Origin of the sequence: Clavibacter lycopersici, from assembly GCF_003576405.1 — a bacterium.
In the GTDB taxonomy this organism is placed as follows: domain Bacteria; phylum Actinomycetota; class Actinomycetes; order Actinomycetales; family Microbacteriaceae; genus Clavibacter; species Clavibacter lycopersici.
Genome location: NZ_QWGT01000027.1, coordinates 1 through 19408, shown reverse-complemented (window position 1 = coordinate 19408; position 19408 = coordinate 1). Strand labels below are relative to the sequence as shown.

The 19408-nt window shown below is 72.6% G+C and carries 16 protein-coding genes; 6 read left to right on the top strand and 10 right to left on the bottom strand.

Annotated elements, in window-relative coordinates; all coding sequences use genetic code 11:
• Positions 1–182 precede the first annotated feature (182 nt).
• Entirely contained in the window at positions 183–1847 is a 1665-nt protein-coding gene (locus DZG00_RS03605) for a catalase (RefSeq protein ID WP_119382566.1), read from the top strand.
• Between the two features lie 98 nt (positions 1848–1945).
• Here the strand turns inward: DZG00_RS03605 and DZG00_RS03600 are convergent, their stop codons facing one another.
• The 3 genes from DZG00_RS03600 to DZG00_RS03590 form a co-directional block, all read right to left on the bottom strand.
• Positions 1946–4033 (bottom strand): S8 family serine peptidase, encoded by a 2088-nt coding sequence (locus DZG00_RS03600; RefSeq protein WP_375342492.1) that lies wholly within the window; start codon positions 4031–4033, stop codon positions 1946–1948.
• Between the two features lie 506 nt (positions 4034–4539).
• Positions 4540–5826, bottom strand: coding sequence for an acid phosphatase (locus tag DZG00_RS03595; protein WP_119455390.1), 1287 nt, complete (start codon positions 5824–5826; stop codon positions 4540–4542).
• A gap of 71 nt (positions 5827–5897) precedes the next feature.
• Complete coding sequence (locus DZG00_RS03590) at positions 5898–7280, bottom strand: serine hydrolase domain-containing protein (protein ID WP_119382903.1); 1383 nt, start codon at positions 7278–7280, stop codon at positions 5898–5900.
• A 459-nt stretch (positions 7281–7739) separates the two neighbouring features.
• Between DZG00_RS03590 and DZG00_RS03585 the strand changes: the two genes are divergently transcribed.
• Entirely contained in the window at positions 7740–8135 is a 396-nt protein-coding gene (locus tag DZG00_RS03585; RefSeq protein ID WP_233550074.1) for a hypothetical protein, read from the top strand.
• Positions 8136–8204: 69 nt separating this feature from the next.
• Here the strand turns inward: DZG00_RS03585 and DZG00_RS03580 are convergent, their stop codons facing one another.
• The 3 genes from DZG00_RS03580 to DZG00_RS03570 all read right to left on the bottom strand — a co-directional run bounded on the left by DZG00_RS03580 (position 8205) and on the right by DZG00_RS03570 (position 10765).
• On the bottom strand, positions 8205–8816 hold the full coding sequence (locus tag DZG00_RS03580) for a nitroreductase family protein (RefSeq protein WP_119455388.1): 612 nt from the start codon (positions 8814–8816) through the stop codon (positions 8205–8207).
• Between the two features lie 117 nt (positions 8817–8933).
• Positions 8934–10037: a Gfo/Idh/MocA family protein gene (locus DZG00_RS03575; RefSeq protein WP_233548880.1), complete on the bottom strand. Its 1104-nt coding sequence runs from the start codon at positions 10035–10037 to the stop codon at positions 8934–8936.
• Positions 10034–10765 carry a ThuA domain-containing protein gene (locus DZG00_RS03570; protein WP_119381518.1) on the bottom strand — a complete coding sequence of 244 codons (732 nt, stop codon included), beginning with the start codon at positions 10763–10765 and terminating at the stop codon, positions 10034–10036. Before DZG00_RS03570 ends, DZG00_RS03575 begins: the two co-directional genes overlap by 4 nt.
• Positions 10766–10941: 176 nt before the next feature.
• On the opposite strand from DZG00_RS03570, the gene DZG00_RS03565 reads away from it, so the two are divergent.
• On the top strand, positions 10942–11796 hold the full coding sequence (locus DZG00_RS03565; protein WP_119381519.1) for a sugar phosphate isomerase/epimerase family protein: 855 nt from the start codon (positions 10942–10944) through the stop codon (positions 11794–11796).
• A gap of 44 nt (positions 11797–11840) precedes the next feature.
• Here DZG00_RS03565 and DZG00_RS03560 read toward each other — a convergent pair whose 3' ends face one another.
• A complete protein-coding gene (locus DZG00_RS03560; protein ID WP_119381520.1) occupies positions 11841–13742 on the bottom strand; it encodes an ABC transporter ATP-binding protein in 1902 nt (633 codons plus the stop codon).
• A gap of 363 nt (positions 13743–14105) precedes the next feature.
• On the opposite strand from DZG00_RS03560, the gene DZG00_RS03555 reads away from it, so the two are divergent.
• Positions 14106–14918: a ferritin-like domain-containing protein gene (locus DZG00_RS03555; RefSeq protein WP_233548882.1), complete on the top strand. Its 813-nt coding sequence runs from the start codon at positions 14106–14108 to the stop codon at positions 14916–14918.
• A gap of 112 nt (positions 14919–15030) precedes the next feature.
• Here the strand turns inward: DZG00_RS03555 and DZG00_RS03550 are convergent, their stop codons facing one another.
• Entirely contained in the window at positions 15031–15309 is a 279-nt protein-coding gene (locus DZG00_RS03550; RefSeq protein WP_043584380.1) for a GlsB/YeaQ/YmgE family stress response membrane protein, read from the bottom strand.
• Between the two features lie 124 nt (positions 15310–15433).
• Here DZG00_RS03550 and DZG00_RS03545 point away from each other — a divergent pair, with 124 nt between their 5' ends.
• Positions 15434–16102 carry a response regulator transcription factor gene (locus DZG00_RS03545; RefSeq protein ID WP_119381521.1) on the top strand — a complete coding sequence of 223 codons (669 nt, stop codon included), beginning with the start codon at positions 15434–15436 and terminating at the stop codon, positions 16100–16102.
• Between the two features lie 35 nt (positions 16103–16137).
• Positions 16138–17202 (top strand): S66 family peptidase, encoded by a 1065-nt coding sequence (locus tag DZG00_RS03540; RefSeq protein WP_119381522.1) that lies wholly within the window; start codon positions 16138–16140, stop codon positions 17200–17202.
• 40 nt (positions 17203–17242) lie between these two features.
• On the opposite strand, the gene DZG00_RS03535 is transcribed toward DZG00_RS03540, so the two are convergent.
• Positions 17243–18274 carry a glycosyltransferase family 9 protein gene (locus DZG00_RS03535; protein ID WP_119381523.1) on the bottom strand — a complete coding sequence of 344 codons (1032 nt, stop codon included), beginning with the start codon at positions 18272–18274 and terminating at the stop codon, positions 17243–17245.
• 65 nt (positions 18275–18339) lie between these two features.
• The gene (locus DZG00_RS03530) at positions 18340–19005 is read right to left on the bottom strand and encodes a DedA family protein (RefSeq protein WP_119381524.1); all 666 of its coding nucleotides are present in this window, start codon (positions 19003–19005) and stop codon (positions 18340–18342) included.
• Between the last annotated feature and the right edge of the window lie 403 nt (positions 19006–19408).

The following is a 19408-nucleotide window of genomic DNA, read 5'->3' as shown; positions in this document are numbered from 1 at the left end:
AGAACCTCGCCATCGCGGCGGGGCTCGCGGTCGTCGGAGGGATCGTGGTCGCGGTCGGCCTCGTGCGCCGCCGCCGGGGATCCGTGGCGCGCCCCGGGTGATCCTCTGGGAGTCGCCGCCCGGCCCTGGGCGTGTCGCGCGCCCCTCGGCAGGCTGGAGGGACGACGACGAAAGGAACGACCATGACCGACGTCTCCTCCCAGGGTCCCGCCGACGGCGACGACCGCGAGGTCCTCACGAACCGCCAGGGCCACCCCGTCTACGACAACCAGAACCAGCGCACCGTCGGCGCCCGCGGCCCCGCGACGCTGGAGAACTACCAGTTCCTCGAGAAGATCAGCCACTTCGACCGCGAGCGGATCCCGGAGCGCGTCGTGCACGCGCGCGGCGCCGTCGCGTTCGGCTACTTCGAGGCCACCGGCACGTGGGGCGACGAGCCCGTCGCGAAGTACACGCGCGCCAAGCTCTTCCAGGAGCCCGGCAAGCGCACCGACGTCGCGATCCGCTTCTCCACCGTGATCGGCGGCCGCGACTCCTCCGAGGCCGCCCGCGACCCGCGCGGGTTCGCCGTGAAGTTCTACACGGAGGACGGCAACTGGGACATGGTCGGCAACAACCTCGGGGTGTTCTTCATCCGCGACGCGATCAAGTTCCCCGACGTGATCCACTCCCTCAAGCCCGACCCCGTCACGTTCCGCCAGGAGCCGGCGCGCATCTTCGACTTCATGTCGCAGACGCCCGAGTCGATGCACATGCTGATGAACCTGTTCAGCCCGCGCGGCATCCCCGCGGACTACCGCCACATGCAGGGCTTCGGCGTGAACACCTACAAGTGGGTGGACGCCGACGGCGGCACGAAGCTCGTGAAGTACCACTGGATCCCGAAGGTCGGCGTCAGCAGCATGACCGAGGCCGACGCGGCCGTCGTGCAGGGCGGCGACCTCGGCCACGCGTCGAAGGACCTCTACGAGGCCATCGAGCGCGGCGACCTCCCCGAGTGGGAGCTCCGCGTGCAGCTCATGGACGACGGCGACCACCCCGAGCTCGACTTCGACCCGCTGGACGACACGAAGGTCTGGCCGGAGAACGACTTCCCGCCGAAGAAGGTGGGGAAGATGGTGCTCGACCGGAACGTGACCAACCACTTCGCCGAGAACGAGCAGCTCTCCTTCGGCACCGGCGTGCTGGTGGACGGCCTCGACTTCTCCGACGACAAGATGCTCGTCGGCCGCACGTTCTCCTACTCGGACGCGCAGCGGTACCGCGTGGGACCGAACTACCTGCAGCTGCCGGTGAACGCGCCGCAGCACGCGAGGGTGGCGACGAACCAGCGCGACGGGCAGATGACGTTCCACCAGGATCACGGCGGCCAGAACCCGCACATCAACTACGAGCCGTCGATCACGGGCGGCCTCCGCGAGGGGCAGTACCCGACGCACGACGACCAGGGGCCGGAGATCACGGGCCGCCTGACGCGGAAGCGGATCCCGCTGACCGCCGACTACCTGCAGGCCGGCCAGCGCTACCTGCTCATGGAGGACTGGGAGCGCGACGACCTCGTCGCGAACTTCGTCGACCTGATCTCGCAGGCGTCGCGCGAGGTGCAGGAGCGCATGCTCTGGCACTTCTACCTCGTGGAGGACGACCTCGGTCGCCGCGTGGGCGATGGCCTCGGGATCACGCTGGACGAGGTGAAGGACCTGCCGCCGCTGCAGTCGCAGACGCTGTCCGAGGAGGAGCGGGAGCGCCTCGCGAACCTCGGCCACAACGGCCCGCGCGACGTGACCGGCCTCGTGATGACGCACTGCGTGCCGGACGCGCGGCGGAACCTGGTCGACGCGGCGTAGCGACCGCGCACCACGCGGGACGCCGAGAGGGGCGGGCGGCCATCGGCCACCCGCCCCTCTCGACGTGACATTCGCATCGCGCGACCGCCGAGCGTGTCCTAGCGAATCGACTTTCCTGCGCTTACCCGCGTGGAGGGCACGTACCCGGCCTTCGTGCCTGTCACGCTGACCGTGAGCGTCCTCCCGCGGTCCGCCGTCGTCGGGGTGTAGCTACTCGTGGTGGCCCGGGCGATTGCGACCCCGTCGCGCATCCACACATACCGGTAGGCCACCGGTGCAGGGGTCCAGGCACCGGGAACAGCCGTGAGCTTCTGTCCGACGACGCCCGACCCCGTGATCGTCGGCGTAGTGCCGATAACGACCTTCGAGACGACCTTGGCGAGCGGTGCGCTGGTACGGGTCACCGCTGTGTAGCCAGCCTTCGACCCTGTGACGGAGAGACTGAGCTGAGTGCCCGCGTCCGCAGCCGCGACGAGGTACGTGGCCGCGGTGGCACCGGCGATGGCAGCTCCATCCCTGTTCCACTGGTAGGACAACGCGACAGGCGACGGCTGCCAGGTCCCGGTCCGCGCGGTCAGCTTCTGTCCGACGGTCGGTGTCCCGAGGATCGTCGGAGTCGGCGTCGAGGTGAGGGGCCGCGTGACGACAGCAGCCGGCACGGTCACGGTGGCCGGGCTCGACCGTGAGACGGATGCGTAGCCGACCTTGGATCCGGTGACCGTCACGGTGATCTTCTTGCCGACGTCCGCCGCCGTCACTCGGTACGTCGATAGCGTCGCCCCGGAGATGCTGACGCCGCCGGAGAACCAGCGGTAGGCGAAGGTGACGGGAGCGGGCGCCCACACCCCCGTCACGGCCGTCACGGTCGATCCCACGGCCACCTGGCCGCTGATGGACGGCGACGGCGTGGCCGTGAGCAGGAGCGGGTTCGCCGCGGGTACGGGCACGGTGACCGTCGCCTGGCTCGAGCGGGACAGCGACGTGTAGCCGGTTCGCGAACCGGTGACCGTCAGGGTGATCTTCTTGCCGACATCGGCGGAGCGCACCACGTAGGTGGATGCCACCTGGCCGTCGACCGGCACGCCGTTCGAGTACCACTTGTAGGTGAACTCGATCGGGCTCGGCTGCCAGTCTCCTGGGACCGCCGTGAGGGTCGATCCGACCGTGGCGCTGCCGGAGATCGTCGGCGCGACGGCGGTGATCGCGGCTGCCGCAGGCGCGTACAGGAGCCGGTTGGCCGACCCGACGGGGTCGATGACCGCGTCGCGCGTGGCATCAGCCGCAAGCAGCGAGTCGATGGCGGCGGGCGACGCCGTCGGCTGCTGTTGCAGCAGACGCGCGACCACACCGGTGACGTGGGGCGCGGCCATCGAGGTGCCGCTCATGTACGTGGTGGCGGTATCCGAGGTCGGATAGGCGGACAGGACCCCCGCACCCGGCGCGAAGACGTCGACGCAGGGACCGTAGTTCGAGAAGGACGCCCGAGAGTCGTCCTGCGCCGTCGCAGCGACGGTGATCGCGGAGGGTGCCGCCGCGGGCGTGCGGGTGCACGCGTCGGTCGTCTCGTTTCCTGCGGAAACCACTACCGGGATGCCTGCGGCGGTGACGCGCGCAACGGCGTCCACGAACGGGGATTGGAACGACCCACCGAGGCTCATGTTGATGACCGAAGGCCCGGCGGGCTTGTGCGCGATCGTCCAGTCCATGGCGGCGATCATGTCGCTGGTCCACCCCTGGCGATCGCAACCGAACACTTTGAGCGCTACCAGCTTGACATCGCTGGCCACGCCCATGGTCGCCCCTCCGACCGTCCCTGCCACGTGCGTTCCGTGACCGAGGCAATCCTCCGCATCCGCATCGAGGTTGACGAAGTCGTACCCGCTCACCGCGCGACCGCCGAACTCCTCGTGGGTGGTGCGGATCCCGGAGTCGATGATGAAGGCCGTGACGCCGGCTCCCGTCGTCGAGTACCGGTACACGCCGTCACCGGCTCGCGGCCTCTGGTCGATGCGATCGAGGCCCCACGGAGGGGAGGTGCGCTCCGCGTCGGCGCTCACGATCTGATCGGGGACGATGCTCTCGACGCGCGAGGACGCGCGCAGCTGCGCGAGCTGGACGGCGTCCAGCTCGGCGGCGAAGCCGTTCAACGCGTAGGTGTACTCCTGGAGCGTCTCGATGGGCGCCATGCGCGCACCCGATAGATCGTCGGCCTCGACACCATCCGAGAGCTGCACGATGTACCGACCCGGCTCGGACGCCTCCGCCGAAGCGGCGGGAGCTGTCTCTCGAGGAGCGGTCTCCGCGACAGCGGGCCCTGCCGTCACGACTCCCACCATCAGCAGAGACGAGACGGCGGTCACCGCTGTGATGAGTCGAGGCATCCGTGCACCTGGACCGCGGCGGAGGGGGACGGACGGTGTTGTCGGGAGGCTCGCGGGAACGAGGGACTGCATGGGTACGACCTTGCGTCGAAGCGACCGGCCATCGGGTCGGCAGGTCGCATGCTGGGTAGTCAGACGGGCGGTACCCGTTGCTCAGACGGTATCCAGCGATCGCTCCAACCACCATCACCCCGTCCAGGGGTGACCGGACCGTGGCCCAGACCTCAGGTTCCGCACGGCCCCGTCGCGCGAGAGGGGCGGATCCGGCCATCGGCCACCCGCCCCTCTCGCGTACGCGGACCCGGATCCGATCAGCGCTTCCCGGGCTTCACGAGCGAGACCGTGCCGTCGGAGGTGACGACGACCTTCGCGGCCATCGCCGCCGGGAGGTCGATGCGCTGCCAGCTGCCCTCCGTACCCTCGTCGAGCGGCTCTCCCGAGTCGATCGCGGTGAGCGCGAGCACCTGGCGGCGCTGCTCGGGCGTGAGATCCGGGTGGCTGGAGATGAGGAGCGACTCGGCACCGGTGGGCACCGTCATCGGCTCGCCCTGGTTGCCGACCAGCGGGAAGCCGTAGCTCATGCGCTGCTCGTAGACCTTCAGCGCCTGCGCGGTGGGCAGGTACGGCTTGTCCTTCGCGATGCAGACGGAGAGCTCGGCGCCGCACTTGGCCTCGAGCACCGTGCGCAGCTCGGTCGACGCCTGCTCGAACAGCGTGCGGAACGACGGGTCGGACCAGCGGCGCTCGACGATCTTCTGGCCCATCATGCGTCCGGCCATCACGTCGAGCGGGTAGTGCGCGCCCATGATGATGCGGTTGTCGCCGGCGTCGGACGCGCGGGCGAGGATCTGCGGCGCGAGCTCCGGGAGCATCGTCGCGAGCGCGGTGCCCTGCCAGAACGCCTGCGAGGTGTGGCCGCTGGGGTACGAGCCGTCCTGGCCGGCCCACGCGTTGCCGTTCGGCTTGTCGCGGTACTTGAGCTTCAGCGGGAACGCGACGTACGGCCGCGGGTTCGCGAAGTACGTCTTCACGGGGTTCGTCGAGGAGTACTTGCCGACGAGGCCGCCGTTCTTGGCGAGCAGCGCATCCGTCTTCGGCAGCTGGCCCGCCTCGCGCGCCGTGCGGTAGATCTCGCCCAGGCCCTTGCCGAGGCCGTCGGACATCGTGATGGACATGTCGGCGTACTGGTCGATGATCGCCCGGGCCGACTGCGCCTTCGTGGCGGCCTGGTTGATCGTGATGGTCTTCTTGTCGTTCAGCTTCATGATGTCGGGCCGGTTCGCCTTCAGCGCCGTGAAGGAGTCGAGCATCGGCACGAAGTCGTAGGTGCTGTTCGACGGGTAGGGCGCGTCGAGCGTGGCCTGGTCGAAGGGCGCGATGGGGGCCGGGACGACGGGCGACGCGGACGCGGCGGGCGTCGTGGGCGCGTCGGCGGCGGTCGCGGCGGTGACGCCGGTGCCGGTGAGCAGCAGGCCGAGGATCGTGGTGGTCGACAGCAGCGTCGCGGTGCGGGCGCGGGGACGCCGGAACGGGGTGGGGATGATCGTGCCTCTCGTCGGACGGGCGGGCGGCCGTGCGGCCTCCGGCACCGTATGCACCGCGCGTGACGCGGATCCTTCCGGGAGGTGGAGCGGAGGTGGCTGGGCGGTTCGCGCGCCCGGCCGGAGCCTCAGCCGCGCGACCTCGGGACCCACGCGCGGGTCTCGGGCTCGAGCGTCATGCCGCCGCCCGCGCGGATCCGGTCGACGGATCCGTCGGGGCCGCGGTCGGCCGTGACCTCCTCGCCGACGGATCCGAACCCCTCGCCCTCGACGATGCGCGCCGAGGAGTCGCCCGTGCGCTCGAGCACGTCCACCTGGTCGAGCGGGTGCTCGGCCGTCGGGTCGATGCGGAGGAAGCGGTCGCCGACGACCTCGAAGTCCTGCAGGCCCCACATGTTGGCGAAGCGGCCGGTGAAGGGCGCGTCGACCGCGGCCCGCTCGGCGTCGGTGGCCGCGGAGTCGGCGAGCAGCAGCTCGAGGATGCCCGTGCTGAGCGCCGACGCGGGGCCGTCGATGGCGTTGGTGAGGACGCTGACGGCCCAGCCGCTCGCGGGATCCACCGCCGTGCGCGTGATGTGGCCGGGGTACCCGCCCGAGTGGCCGAGCACGGTGGCCTCGTGCTCGCCGGATCCGACGCGCTCGATGATGAGGCCGTAGCCGTAGCGGCGGGGGCCCGCAGGATCCGCGCCGGTGCCGTAGCGCGGCCGCTGCTGGATCCGCTTCGACGCCGCCGAGAGGAGCCGCTCGTCGTCCGGCAGCACGACCGCGGAGAGGAACGCGACGATCTCGGATGCGGTGCTCGTCACGCCCGTGGCGGCGGCCATCGCGCGGGTGTCGACGTGCGGGAGGACGGAGCGCTCGCGGGAGGTGCGGAGCGAGGTGCTCGCCGCCGCGTACTCGTCCGCGCGCTCGGGGACGTGCTCGGCGGTGGTGTCGCGGAGGCCGAGCGGGGCGGCGATCCGCTCGGCGAGGTACTCCGCGTACGAGAGGCCGGACGCGGACTCGACCACGAGTCCGAGCAGCGCGTATCCGACGTTGGAGTAGTTGAACGCGGTGTCGGGCGCGACCTTCGCGATGCCGGGCGAGGTCGCGATGGCGAGGAGGTGCGCGCGGTCCGGGAACGGGCCGGAGTGCTGCCAGTGGTCGCCGTCGGGGCCGTCGCGGAGGACGCCCGCGCCGTGCTCGAGGAGGGACGCGACGGTGACGTCGGCGAGCTCGGATCCGGACTCGGCGAGCTCGGGCACGTGCTGGCCGAGCCGGTCGTCGAGGCGGAGGGCGCCCTGCTCGGCGAGCTGCAGGATCGCGGTCGCCGTGAACGTCTTGGAGTGCGACGCGACCCGGAACAGGTGCGCGGGGGTGAGCGGGGCATCGGTGGTGGGATCCGCGACGCCGTACGCCTCCGACAGCACGACCTCGCCGTGCCGGGCGATCGCGACCTGCGCGCCGGGGACGCGGGTCTGCCAGACGCGGTGGTCGAGCCAGGTGCGGACGTAGTCGAGGATCTCGGTCATGAGGGGGCTCCGGTTCCGGTCGGTCTCGTGGGGACGCGACCGGCGGACCGGGCGGCGGATCGCCGACCTCCGGGACGCGGGTCGCCTGCCGGAGCCTACGCGAGCGGTCGCGCCATCCCGGGGATCCGCCCTCAGTCGTCGCCGCCGCAGACCGCGTCGAGCACGAGCCGGGCCGCCTCCTCCGCGGCCTCGCGGGTCGGATGCGGCCCCTCGGCGGGCATGCCGTCGAGGTCGCCGATCCGCGGAGCGAAGGGCGGGCCCGCAGGCCAGTCCGCCGAGCGAACGTCCCGGCCTCCCAGCTGGGTGCCTCCTGCGCGGGCGAGACGACGCCCGCGCCCGTCCCGTCTCCTGGGTGACGCACCACCGAACAGGAGCAGCCATGATCGACCCGACCCGCGGATCCCGTGCCGCGCAGCCCGCACACCTCACCGTCGCCGGAGCGGGAAGATGAGCGCGCGCATGGCCGGCGCGGTCTCCCGCCGCCGCCCGCGGGCCACGCGCGCGGCCGCTGTGACCGGGCTGGTCGTGGCCGCCGTGGTCGTGGTCGCCGTGCTGCTGCCCGTGCTCGGGTTCATCGGCGCGGCCGACGCGGCGACCGCCGGGCAGCTCGACGTGCCCGTGACCCTCATCGCGCTCGGCGTCGGGGTGTCGCTGCTCGTCGCCCTCGTGACGCTCGGGATCGCCGCCCGCACCCGGGACGGCCGCGTCGCGTGGATCGCCGCCGTGTCGACCGTGGTCGCGACGCTCGTCGGATCCACGTGGCCGCTCGTCGCCACCAGCATCGCGAGCGTCGACCAGGTGCAGGACGCGATCCCGTTCGTGCAGGACCTCATCGGCCGGGTGCTCGGCGCCTGACGCACGCTCCCCGGGCGCACGAGCGGCCGCCGACCCGAGGGTCGGCGGCCGCTGCTGCGCGGGGTGCGGCTACTCGCGGACGAGCACCAGCTCGGACAGCGGCAGGCGCGTGCGCGGCGCGGTCTCGCGCTCGGCCAGCGGGCCCTCGAGCGCGTCGGCGGGGGCGACCGTGCCGACCGCGGTGACGGTGAGCGGCTGCAGGTTCTCGGGCAGGTCGAACGCGGCGGACAGCTTGTCGAACTCGACGCCGGCCATCTGGTGCGTGTGCAGGCCCTCGGCCTGCGCCTGCACGGAGAGGTGGGCGACGGCCTGGCCGAGGTCGTACGCGGCGTAGGGGCGCTTCTCGCCCTCGACCGTGGAGGTCTCCGCGATCGCGACGATGAGCGCGCCGGCGTTGACGGCCCACGCGGCGTTGAAGCCGACGAGCGCGTCGACGATGGTGTCGAACGCGTGCGTGCCGCGGCGGGCGACGATGAAGCGGCGCGGCTGCTGGTTGCTGCCGGAGGGAGCCCAGCGCGCGGCCTCGAGCAGCGCGTCGAGCTGCTGGTCGGAGACGGTGGCGTCCTTGTCGAAGGAGCGGGGGCTCCAGCGGGTGTCGAGCTCGCGCACGATCGGCACGGCCGTGTCGGCGGTGCGCTCGGTGGATGCGGGCGTGGTGGTGGTGTCCTCGGTGAGGGTCATGGCGGATCCTTCGGTCGATGTCGGGGATGCGGCACGCCGTCGGGCCTCGGGGTTCACAATGCGGGACGCGGCCCGGCTATTCCTGGGCGCAGCCGGGCCGGTCCCGCGAGCGGTGCGCTACTCGGCGAGCGGATCCACCACGTCCTCGAAGCGGCCCGACTCGGCCGAGCGGCCCGCGGCCTCCATCAGCGCGAGGCTGCCGAGGTTGTCGCGGCCGCTCGTCTCGGGCGGCGGGCCGCCGAGGATCGAGAGGGCGAAGGCCCGGAGGCCCGCGGCGCGGCCGATGAGCGGCAGGGTCTCGAGGTCGAGCTCGCGCTCGGCGCCGTCGGCGTCGCGGATCCCGACCCGGTCGGCCGAGACGCCCTCGCCGCGGCTCGTGAAGGTCAGCTCGCCGTCCTCGCCGGAGATGCGCCACTCACCGGCCCACGGCGTGACCGGTCCGCGGTGCAGCCAGCTGCCGCGGTAGTCGACGATGAGGCCGCCCTCCAGCTCGATGACCATGGAGGCGACCGCGGGATCGCGGTAGTGGCTGAACGACGGGCGGCTGGTGCGCGCGAACACGCGCACGGCCTCGCGGCCCGTGACCATGCGGATCAGGTCGAAGTGGTGGATGGCCATGTCGTTGATGATCGGCTGCGGGAACCGGTAGTGCGGGTAGTCCTCGGGCTCGTCGTTGTCCCACTGGCGGAAGTCGATCTCGATGGTCGCGACCTCGCCCAGCGCATCGGCCGCGAGCAGCTCGCGCACGCGGCGCGGCGCCGGGTACCAGCGGTAGTTCTGGCTGACCTGCACGATGAGCCCGAGCTCCTCGCCGCGGCGGACCACGGCGGCGGCCTCGGCGGTGGAGTTCGCGAACGGCTTCTCCACGATCACGTGCTTGCCGGCCTCGAGCGCCTCCAGCGCGAGCGGCGCGTGCGTGACGGCGGGCGCGGTGATGATGACGGCGTCCGCCTCCACCGCGGCGAGCGCGTCGGCGAGCGAGGCGAACGCGACGTCAGCGGGGAGTCCGAGGAGGGTGCGCGCCTTCTCGCGGGTGGGCTCGCTCGGATCCACGATCGCAGCGACCTCGATCTCGGCGACGGCCGGGACCGCGTTGCGCGCCCAGTCGCCGCCCCAGCCGCCGAGGCCGACGTGGATCACGCGGACGCGCGGGCCGTCGTAGGCGGGGACGGTCGGGCCGGCGGGAGCGGCGGATGCGGCCGGCTGCTTCGCGGCGCTCATCGGGCGAGGAACCAGTCGCGCGGGTGCTCGTCGGCCGAGAGGTCGGCGCGGCCGTCCCGCGGCGCGACCCACTCGGCGGCGTTCGCGAGCACGCGGCGGATGTCGGGGTGGTGGTACACGGGGTACTCCTGATCGCCGGGCGAGAAGTAGAAGACGCGGCCGCGACCGCGGTGGTACGCGACGCCGGAGCGGAAGACCTCGCCGCCCGCGAAGGTGGAGAGGAACACCTCCTCGTCGGGGCGCGGGATGTCGAACTGCTCGCCGTACATCTCCTGCCGGTCGATCACGATCGGGTGCGGGACGCCCTGCGCGATCGGGTGCTGCGGCGCGATGGTCCAGACCAGCTCGCGCTCGCCGTCGTTCCGCCACTTGAGCGAGCACGTCGTGCCCATCAGGCGCGTGAAGACCTTCGAGTAGTGGCCGGAGTGCAGGACGACGAGGCCCATGCCGGCGTGCACGTGGCGGATCACGCGCGCGACCACCTCGTCGGACACCTCGCCGTGCGCGACGTGGCCCCACCAGTAGAGGACGTCGGTCGCGGCGAGGCGCTCCTCCGTGAGGCCGTGCTGATCCTCCTGGAGCGTGGCGGTGGACACGTTCGCGTCCTCGCCGAGCAGCTCGCGGAGGCCGTCCGCTACGACCTGGTGGATGCCGTCCGGGTAGTGCGACAGGACGGTCGCATCCCCTCGGCTCTCGTGCACGTTCTCGTTCCAGACGACGATGTCCATGGCGCTCCTCGTTCGGCGGTGATCGGGGGTTCGGGACGTGCGCCGAGCGGCTCGGGCCGGAGATCGGCCGTGACGCGACGGCATGCCCGCCCTACGATCGTACGCATGCCCCGCGCCGACGCGGGCGACCCGGGAGGCCGCATGACCGCCAGCGACGACGTCCGCGGAGCGATCCGATGACCGGCCCGACCCCGGCCACCGGCTCCACGCGACCCACCGACAAGGCCGTCCACGCCTGGTCCCTCGACGGGATGCTCGGGCGTCCTCGGGTGCCGGGCCCGGACGGATCCGGCCCCACCACGGCCGGCGGCCGGGCAGCGGGAGCGCTCGACCTCCTCGACCTCCCGGCGGAGCTCGCGCGGCGCGGCTACCGGGCCGTGCAGATAACCCACTTCCAGCTGCCCACGCGGGATCCGGCGTACCTCGCCGACCTGCGCGCCTCGCTCGCGGCCTCCGGGATCACGCTCGACGCGTTCCTCGTCGACGACGGCGACCTCGTGCACCCGACCGACGCCGACCAGCACGAGCGGTGGATCTCCGACCGCCTCGGCGACGCGGAGGCGCTCGGCGCGCACCACGCGCGCGTCGTCGCCGGCCGGACCGCGCCCACCCCGGAGCTGCTGGCGGCGAGCGCGCGGCGACTGTCCCGGCTGGCGGCCGCGCATCCCGGCGTCGCGGTGGTCACGGAGAACTGGCGCGAGCTGCTGCCCGACGCCGACTCCGTGCGCACGCTCCTCGACGCCGCGGACGGCGTGCGCCTCCTCATCGACCTCGGCAACTGGACCATGCCGGACAAGCACGAGCAGCTGGCCCGCATCGCCGACCTCGCCGTCACGTGCCACGCGAAGGCGCACCGCGACGCGGACGGCCGCCTCGACGACGTCGACTACGCCCGCTCCCTCCGCGTGCTGCAGGACGCCGGGTACCGGGGCGCGCTCGCGATGGTGAACGAGTCGACCCGGCCCGACGGATCCGACGAGTGGGACGGCCTCGAGCAGGAGCACGAGGTGGTGCGGCGGGTGTTCGCGTGAGGTGAGGGGCGGATCCGAGGGCCGGGCTCGGCGTCCGCCTCAGCTCAGCTCAGAGCGTCCGCCTCCTCCTCCGCCGCGACGGACTTCTGGACCTCGAACTGGGTCCGGTGCAGCTCCTCGTACCGCCCGGCCGCGGCCAGCAGCTCGTCATGCGTGCCGCGCTCGACGATCGCGCCGTCCTCGACCACGAGGATCAGGTCGGCGCTGCGGATGGTGGAGAGGCGGTGGGCGATGACCAGGGCCGTCCGGCCCTCGAGCGCCTCGCTCAGCGCGGCCTGCACGGCGGCCTCCGAGGTCGAGTCGAGCGCGGCCGTCGCCTCGTCGAGGATGACGACGCGCGGGCGGGCGAGCAGCAGCCGCGCGATGGTCATCCGCTGGCGCTCGCCGCCGGAGAGCCGGTAGCCGCGCTCGCCCACCATGGTGTCGAGCTGATCCGGCAGCGAGCGGATGAGCGGCTCGAGCCGCGCGCGTCGGACGGCGTCCCACACCTCGTCGTCCGTCGCCTCGGGCCTGGCCAGGCGCAGGTTGGAGAGGATCGTCTCGTGGAACAGGTGGCCGTCCTGCGTCACCATGCCGAGGGTGTGCCGCAGGGAGGCGAAGGTGACGTCGCGCACGTCCGTCCCCGCGAGTCGCACGGCGCCGCTGTCCACGTCGTACAGGCGCGAGAGGAGCTGCGCGATCGTCGACTTGCCGGCACCGGACGTGCCGACGAGCGCGACGGTCTGCCCCGGCTCGATCCGGAAGGACACGCCGTGCAGCACCTCCTCGCCGCCTCGGGTGTCGAGCGTCGACACCTCCTCGAGGGAGGCGAGGGACACCTTGTCCGCGGACGGGTAGGCGAAGCGCACGTCGTCGAACTCGACGGCCACCGGGCCCTCGGGGACGGACACGGCGTCCGGCTTCTCCCGGATGAGCGGCTCGAGATCCAGCACCTCGAAGACGCGCTCGAAGCTGACCACCGCGCTCATGATCTCCACCCGGGCGTTCGCGAGGCTGGTGAGCGGCGCGTAGAGGCGGGTGAGGAGGAGCGCGAGCGTGACGACCTCGCCGGTGTCCAGCTGGCCGCCGAGCGCGAGGACGCCGCCGAGCCCGTACACGAGAGCGAGAGCCAGGGCGGAGACGAGCATCAGCGCGGTGAAGAAGACGAACTGCAGCATCGTGCTCCGGACCCCGATGTCGCGGACGCGGGCGGCGCGCACGCGGAACTCCTCGGCCTCCTCGTCGGGCCGGCCGAACAGCTTCACGAGGGTGGCGCCGGGCGCGGAGAAGCGCTCGGTCATCTGCGTGCTCATGGCGGAGTTGTGGTCGGCGGCCTCGCGGCGCAGCGCCGCGAGGCGGCCGCCCATGCGGCGCGCGGGGATCAGGAAGATGGGGAGCATGATCACGGCGAGCACCGTCACGAGCCACGACGTGCTGAGCATGACGATGAGCGTGAGGATGAGCGCCACGAGGTTCGTGACCACGCCGGACAGCGTGCCGCTGAAGGCCTGCTGCGCGCCGATCACGTCGTTGTTGAGGCGGCTCACGAGGGCGCCCGTGCGCGTGCGGGTGAAGAACGCGATCGGCATCTTCTGCACGTGGTCGAACACGGCGGTGCGGAGGTCGAGGATCACGTCCTCGCCGATCCGCGCCGAATACCAGCGCGTCACGAGCGACACGGCGGCGTCGGCGACGGCCACGAGGGCGATGACGACGGCGAGCCACACGATCGTGCCGACCTCGCCCCGGGCGACGATGACGTCGACCACCCGGCCTGCGAGCACCGGGGTCGCCACCGCGAGGAACGCGCCGACGACGGACAGCGCGATGAAGAGCACGAGCTTCGCCCGGTACGGCACCGCGAACGTCAGGATCCGCTTCACGGACTCGCGGGAGATGCCGTTCCTGCCGTCCCTGGCGCTCGAGATCTTGTAGAGCGAGCTCCAGGCCGCGCCTTCCATGCTCATGGTGGTTCCTCTCGTGGGCGCCCCGCTCGGGTGATCGGCGGTCCGCCCGGTGCCGGGATGCTCGGCGGCGGCGATGAGTCGGGGTCCCCGGAGAAGGGCGGCCGGCGACGTCGTCGTCGTGGCCGGGATCCCCGACGGGGCGCGGACCGCTCATCCGGCGGTGCGCGCATCCCCATCATGCGCCACGGACGGCGGCGATCACGCACTGCCCGCGATCCCGCCACCCGACGGGCCGTGGGACCTGCGACGTAGCCGGCGTCCGCCTCCCTGACCACCTCGCCGCCGAGGGATACCCCGCGGCGACCCCCGGCGTCCCTCCTGCGCCCGGCGAGGCGGCGGGACACCCGCTCCTAGCGTGACGACATGACCTCGATCACGCAGAGAACCACACCGTCGCACGACCGCCCGAGCGCGGACCAGCCGCACCGCATGGGCACCGCCGCCGACTGGGTCGCCCGCTTCCACCGGAACGCCGACCGGCACCTGACGCCCGAGGAGCTGATCCCGGACGGCGCCCCCTCGCCGATGGACGCCCGCACGCGCCGAGCGTTCGTCCGCTCGTTCCAGCGGTTCGCGCTCGGCGAGAGCGGCGAGGGGACGCACCTGCTGAGCATGGCCGCGGCCGCGGGCGATCCCGCCTACACGCACGCGCTCGCGCTGCTCGTGCAGGAGGAGCAGAAGCACGCGGCCCTGTTCCTCCGCGCGCTCGACCACCTGGAGGCGCCCGCGCTCCCCGCGCACTGGACGGACGCGGCGTTCACCCGGCTGCGGCGCCTCTTGGGGCTGCGGACGGAGATCAGCCTGTTCCTCATCGCGGAGACCGTCGCGACGGGCTACTTCCACGCCCTCGCCGACCACGCCCCGGATCCCGCGCTGCGAGCCCTCGGCGAGCGCATCGCGGACGACGAGCGCAACCACGTCCGCTTCCAGATCGACCGCCTCCGCACGGGCTTCCGCGACACCCCCGCTCCACTGCGCGCGCTCATCGGCGGCGCGTGGACGGTCGTCGCGGCGGGCGCGGCGACGGTGATCGTCGCCGATCACCGCGCTGCCCTCCGCGCCTGCGGCGTCGCGCCACGGGCCTACTGGCGGCAGGCGATGCACGGTTTCGGCTCTGCCGCCCGCTCGGTGCTGCTGGATCCGCGGGCGCCGCTGCTGGGGCCGACGGACACCTGACCCGGGTACGCGAAAGGGCGAGCAGCCTCCTCGGCCGCCCGCCCCTCCTCGTCTTCCACTACCGGCTGTCGTCAGGTGCGCGCCAGCGCATCGACGGGTCGCCCGGCCGTGTTCAGCGGCGCACGGACTTGCGGCCGCCGACCTTCACGTAGATGAACAGCACGATGATGGCGCCGATGATCGAGCCGATGATGCCGGCGGGCTGGAAGAAGCCGTCCATCGCGTCGCGCTGGAACAGCAGGAACGCGAGGAATCCGCCGACGAACGAGCCGACGATGCCGAGCACGATGGTCATGAGGATCGACATGCTCTGGCGGCCGGGGATGACCGCGCGGGCGATGAATCCGGCGATGAGGCCGATGACGATGAGGCTGATGATGAGTCCGAGCATGGTGATCTCTCTTCTGTGCGAGCACGTCAGGAAGACGCGCGGTGGTGCCCGTTCGGGGCGATGACTCCAACCAACCACCCTGCGGGGTGTGGCAGCACACCCCTGGGGGTGGGACGGTGGATCCATGCCCGCCACACGCACCCGCCCCGTCACGATCGCGCTCGTCGACGACTACGACGTGGTGCTGAAGGGTCTCGCCCACATGTTCGACGACTACCGCGATCGCGTGCTGGTCGCCGAGATCGACGCGAACGCGGCCCTCTCCGACGAGATCGACATCGTGCTCTACGACTCGTTCGCGCAGCCGGAGTCGGACCACCACGAGATCGCGGAGCTCGTGCGGAACCCGCGCGCGCACAAGGTGGTCGTCTACACCTGGAACTTCCAGCCGGAGCTCGTCGCCGACGCACGCAGGCAGGGCGTGCACGGCTACCTCTCCAAGGCGCTGCCGGCGCGCGAGCTCGTGGAGGCGCTCGAGCGGGTGCACGCGGGCGAGCCCTTCTTCATGGACGCGCCGGCGCGCACCGCGAGCGCCGCCGCGCTCGACTGGCCGGGCAAGCGCGAGGGGATCACGGACCGCGAGTCGGAGATCCTCGCCCTCATCACGCAGGGCAAGAGCAACCAGGAGGTGGCGTCGCTCACCTACCTCAGCCCGAACACGGTGAAGAGCTACATCCGCTCGATCTACCGGAAGATCCAGGTGCAGAGCCGCACCCAGGCGGTCATCTGGGGCGTGGGGCACGGGTTCAGCCCGGATCACCACCGGATCGACCATTGGCTGGGCGGGCCGTAGGGCGGGACGCCAGCCGCGCCTGCTTGCATGAGCGCATGATCCCCTCCACCTCCTCCCGGTTCCGCAAGTCCGTGCCCAAGGCGAAGACGGGAGACCGGGTGGCGGTGCTGTCGCCCGCGTTCGCGGCGCCCGCCGTCGCGCCCGAGGTGCACGAGCAGGCGATGCGGCGGCTGCAGGAGGCGACCGGGCTGATCCCCGTCGAGTACCCCACCACACGGCGGCTCGGGGCGTCGGCGAAGGATCGGGCCGCCGACATCACGGCCGCGTTCGCCGACGACTCCATCCGCGCGATCGTCTCGACCATCGGCGGGGACGACCAGGTCACGGTGGTCCCGCACGTCGACATCGAGGAGCTGGCCCGCAACCCGAAGCCCTTCCTCGGCTACAGCGACAACACGAACCTGCACAACCTGCTCGCCGGGCTCGGCATCCCCTCCTTCTACGGCGGATCCACGCAGGTGCACCTCGGCGCGGGGCCCGCCATCGACGACGTGCACCTGCGGTCGCTGCGCGCCGCGCTGATCGAGGGCGGGACGCTGGAGATCACCGAGCCCGGGGAGTCGGAGGACCACGGGATCGACTGGGCGGATCCTCGGGCGCTCACCGAGTACGGCCCCCGCGATGCGACCGAGCCGTGGAAGTGGGCGGGGCCCGCGAAGACGGTGGAAGGGCCGACATGGGGCGGGTGCATCGAGGTGATCGACCAGATCGCGATGGCCGGGCGCATGCCGGAGGTGGCGAAGCTGGAGGGCGGGATCCTGCTGCTCGAGACGAGCGAGGAGGTGCCGTCGGCTGCCAGCGTGAAGCGCTGGGTGCGCGGGCTGGGCGAGCGCGGGATCCTCGACGTCGTCGCGGGCGTGCTCGTCGCGCGGCCGGCGACCATCGTGCTCGGATCGCCTGCACCCTCGCCCGAGGAGCGCGCGCGGCTGCGTGCCGAGCAGCGCGACACCGTCATCGAGCAGATCTCCCGCTACAACCCGCGCGCCGTGGTGTGCGTGGGCGTGCCGTTCGGGCACACGCGGCCGCAGTGGATCCTGCCCCACGGCGGCACGGTGCGGCTCGACGGGGCGGCGGGGACGGTGTTCGCGGACTACAGCTGACGCGCGCCGGCGGCAGCGGCGAGCTGAGCCGGGCGGCGGGTCAGTCGCGGGGCTCGCCTGTGAGGGGGCGGATCACGCGGTGGCCGTCGAGGGAGCGGGCAGCCTCGAGGACGTGGGCCGGGGTGATCGCGAGGAGGGCCGGATCCGGGATCGCCGAGAAGGTGTCGCCGAGGCGCTTCGACGCGTCGGTCAGCACGATGTGCGGGCCGGACGCGGGCGGGCCCCACTCCTCGGGCGGGGCCGGGCCGAAGATCACGACCGAGGGGATGCCGTAGGCGGTCGCGAGGTGGGCGGCGCCGGTGTCGGCGGAGATGACGAGGTCGGCGGCCGCGATGATCCCGGCGAAGGCGTCGAGGGCGAGCTCGCCCGCGAGCACGGTCTCCGTGGGCATGCCCGCGATCGCCGCGACCTCGAGGGCGCGCTCGCGCTCCTTGTCGGATCCGGTGAAGACGACCGTGCGGCCCTCGTCGGCGAGCGCGCGGGCGACCTCGGCGAAGCGGTCGACGGGCCACTGGCGGGATCCGTAGGCGGCGCCCACGTGGATCACGACGGCGTGCTCGGCGACGGGCGGCTCGGCGGGCACGAGGATGCCGACGTCGTCCGGATCCGCGGGCATGCCGTGCCAGGAGACGAGCCGGGCCCAGCGGTAGCGCTCGAGGACGTGGTCCTCCCAGGCGGGGCCGTCGGCGGCGGGCATCCCGTCGAGCTCGGGGGCGGCGTGGCCGAGGGTGCGGTGCGCGCGCAGCTCGTGGAGGAGGGTGCGGCTCTCGATGCCGGCGCCGTGCAGGTTGATCGCGAGGTCGACCGTGCCGGGCTCGCGCGCGATGGGGTGGTCGAATCCCTGCTGCGGGAGGTGCTCGTCGACCATGCCGAGGAGCCGCACGACGGGCGCGAGCCAGCCGGTGGTGGCGAGCGAGATGCGGGCGTCGGGGTGCGCGCGGCGGATGGCGCGGAGCGCGGGGACGGCCACGAGGATGTCGCCGAGCTTGATGGCGCGGAGGACGAGGATCTCGGCGGGGGCGTCGGGAGCGGACACGGCGTCGGGAGCGGCGCTGGCGCCGGGGATCTGCATGGGTTCCAGCCTGGCAGAGGAGCGGCGCGGCGGTCAGGGCGCCGCCCGCGTCAGGCCGCCCGGCCTCAGGCCGCCCGCGCCCGCCGGATCAGCCGCGACACGATGAACCACACGACGAGCAGCGCGATGACACCGACGGCCGCGTACGAGATCAGGCCGCTCCACTCCTCCAGAACCGGGCGGATCGCCGGGCCGAACGCGAAGCCGAGGCCGACCCAGATGGCGTTCCAGGCGCCGGATCCGACGACCGTGTAGAAGGAGAACCGCCAGATCGGCATGCGCTCGATGCCCGCCGGGATGGAGATGAAGGAGCGCACGAGCGGCACGCACCGGCCGAGGAGCACGGCGGTGCCGCCCCAGCGCGTGAAGAACGCCTCGGCCTTGTCGAAGTCGGCGTGGTCGAGCAGCGGGATCCGGCCGACGAGCCGGCGCGTGCGGTCCCGGCCGAGCGCGGCGCCGATCGCGTACCAGATGAGCGCTCCGACGAGCGCTCCGATGGTGGCCGCGGCCCACGCGCCCCATGCGCTCATCCGGCCCTCGTAGGCGAGGAAGCCGGCGACGGGGAGGATCGCCTCGGACGGGATCGGCGGCACGAACGTCTCGATGAGGACGGCGAGGCCGACGCCCACCTCCCCCAGCGTCTCGATGAGCGAGAGGACCCAGCCGACGAAGCCGTCGTATCCCTCGCTCGGGTGGATCTCGCCGGGGGTCACTGCCTGGATGGCGCTCATGCGGCCTCTCGTTCTGTCGGGGGGTCGGGCGTCGTGGTGCGGGGTGCGGGGACGGCGGAGCCGTGGACGGCGTGCGGGGCAGCGCGGACGGCGGAGCCCCGACCCGTGATCCTAGGGAACGCATTTCCACAACCGCTGAACAGGTCCATGACGGGAGCGGCGAGCGCCGCCGGACTGACGCCCCCGCGACACGCCCCCGAGACACGCCGCCGTGACGCGAGCCGCAGGATCAGCGCCCGCCGTCCTCCGCCAGCAGCGCGAGCGCCCGGGACAGGTCGGCGACGGCCTGCTCGGCGTCCCGGTCGGCTCCCGCGTCGCGGCGCACGAGCCAGGCCCCGATGATGCCCTGCATTCCCGCGACCGCGAGCGCCGCGCACCGATCGGCGCGCGCGTCGTCGAGGCC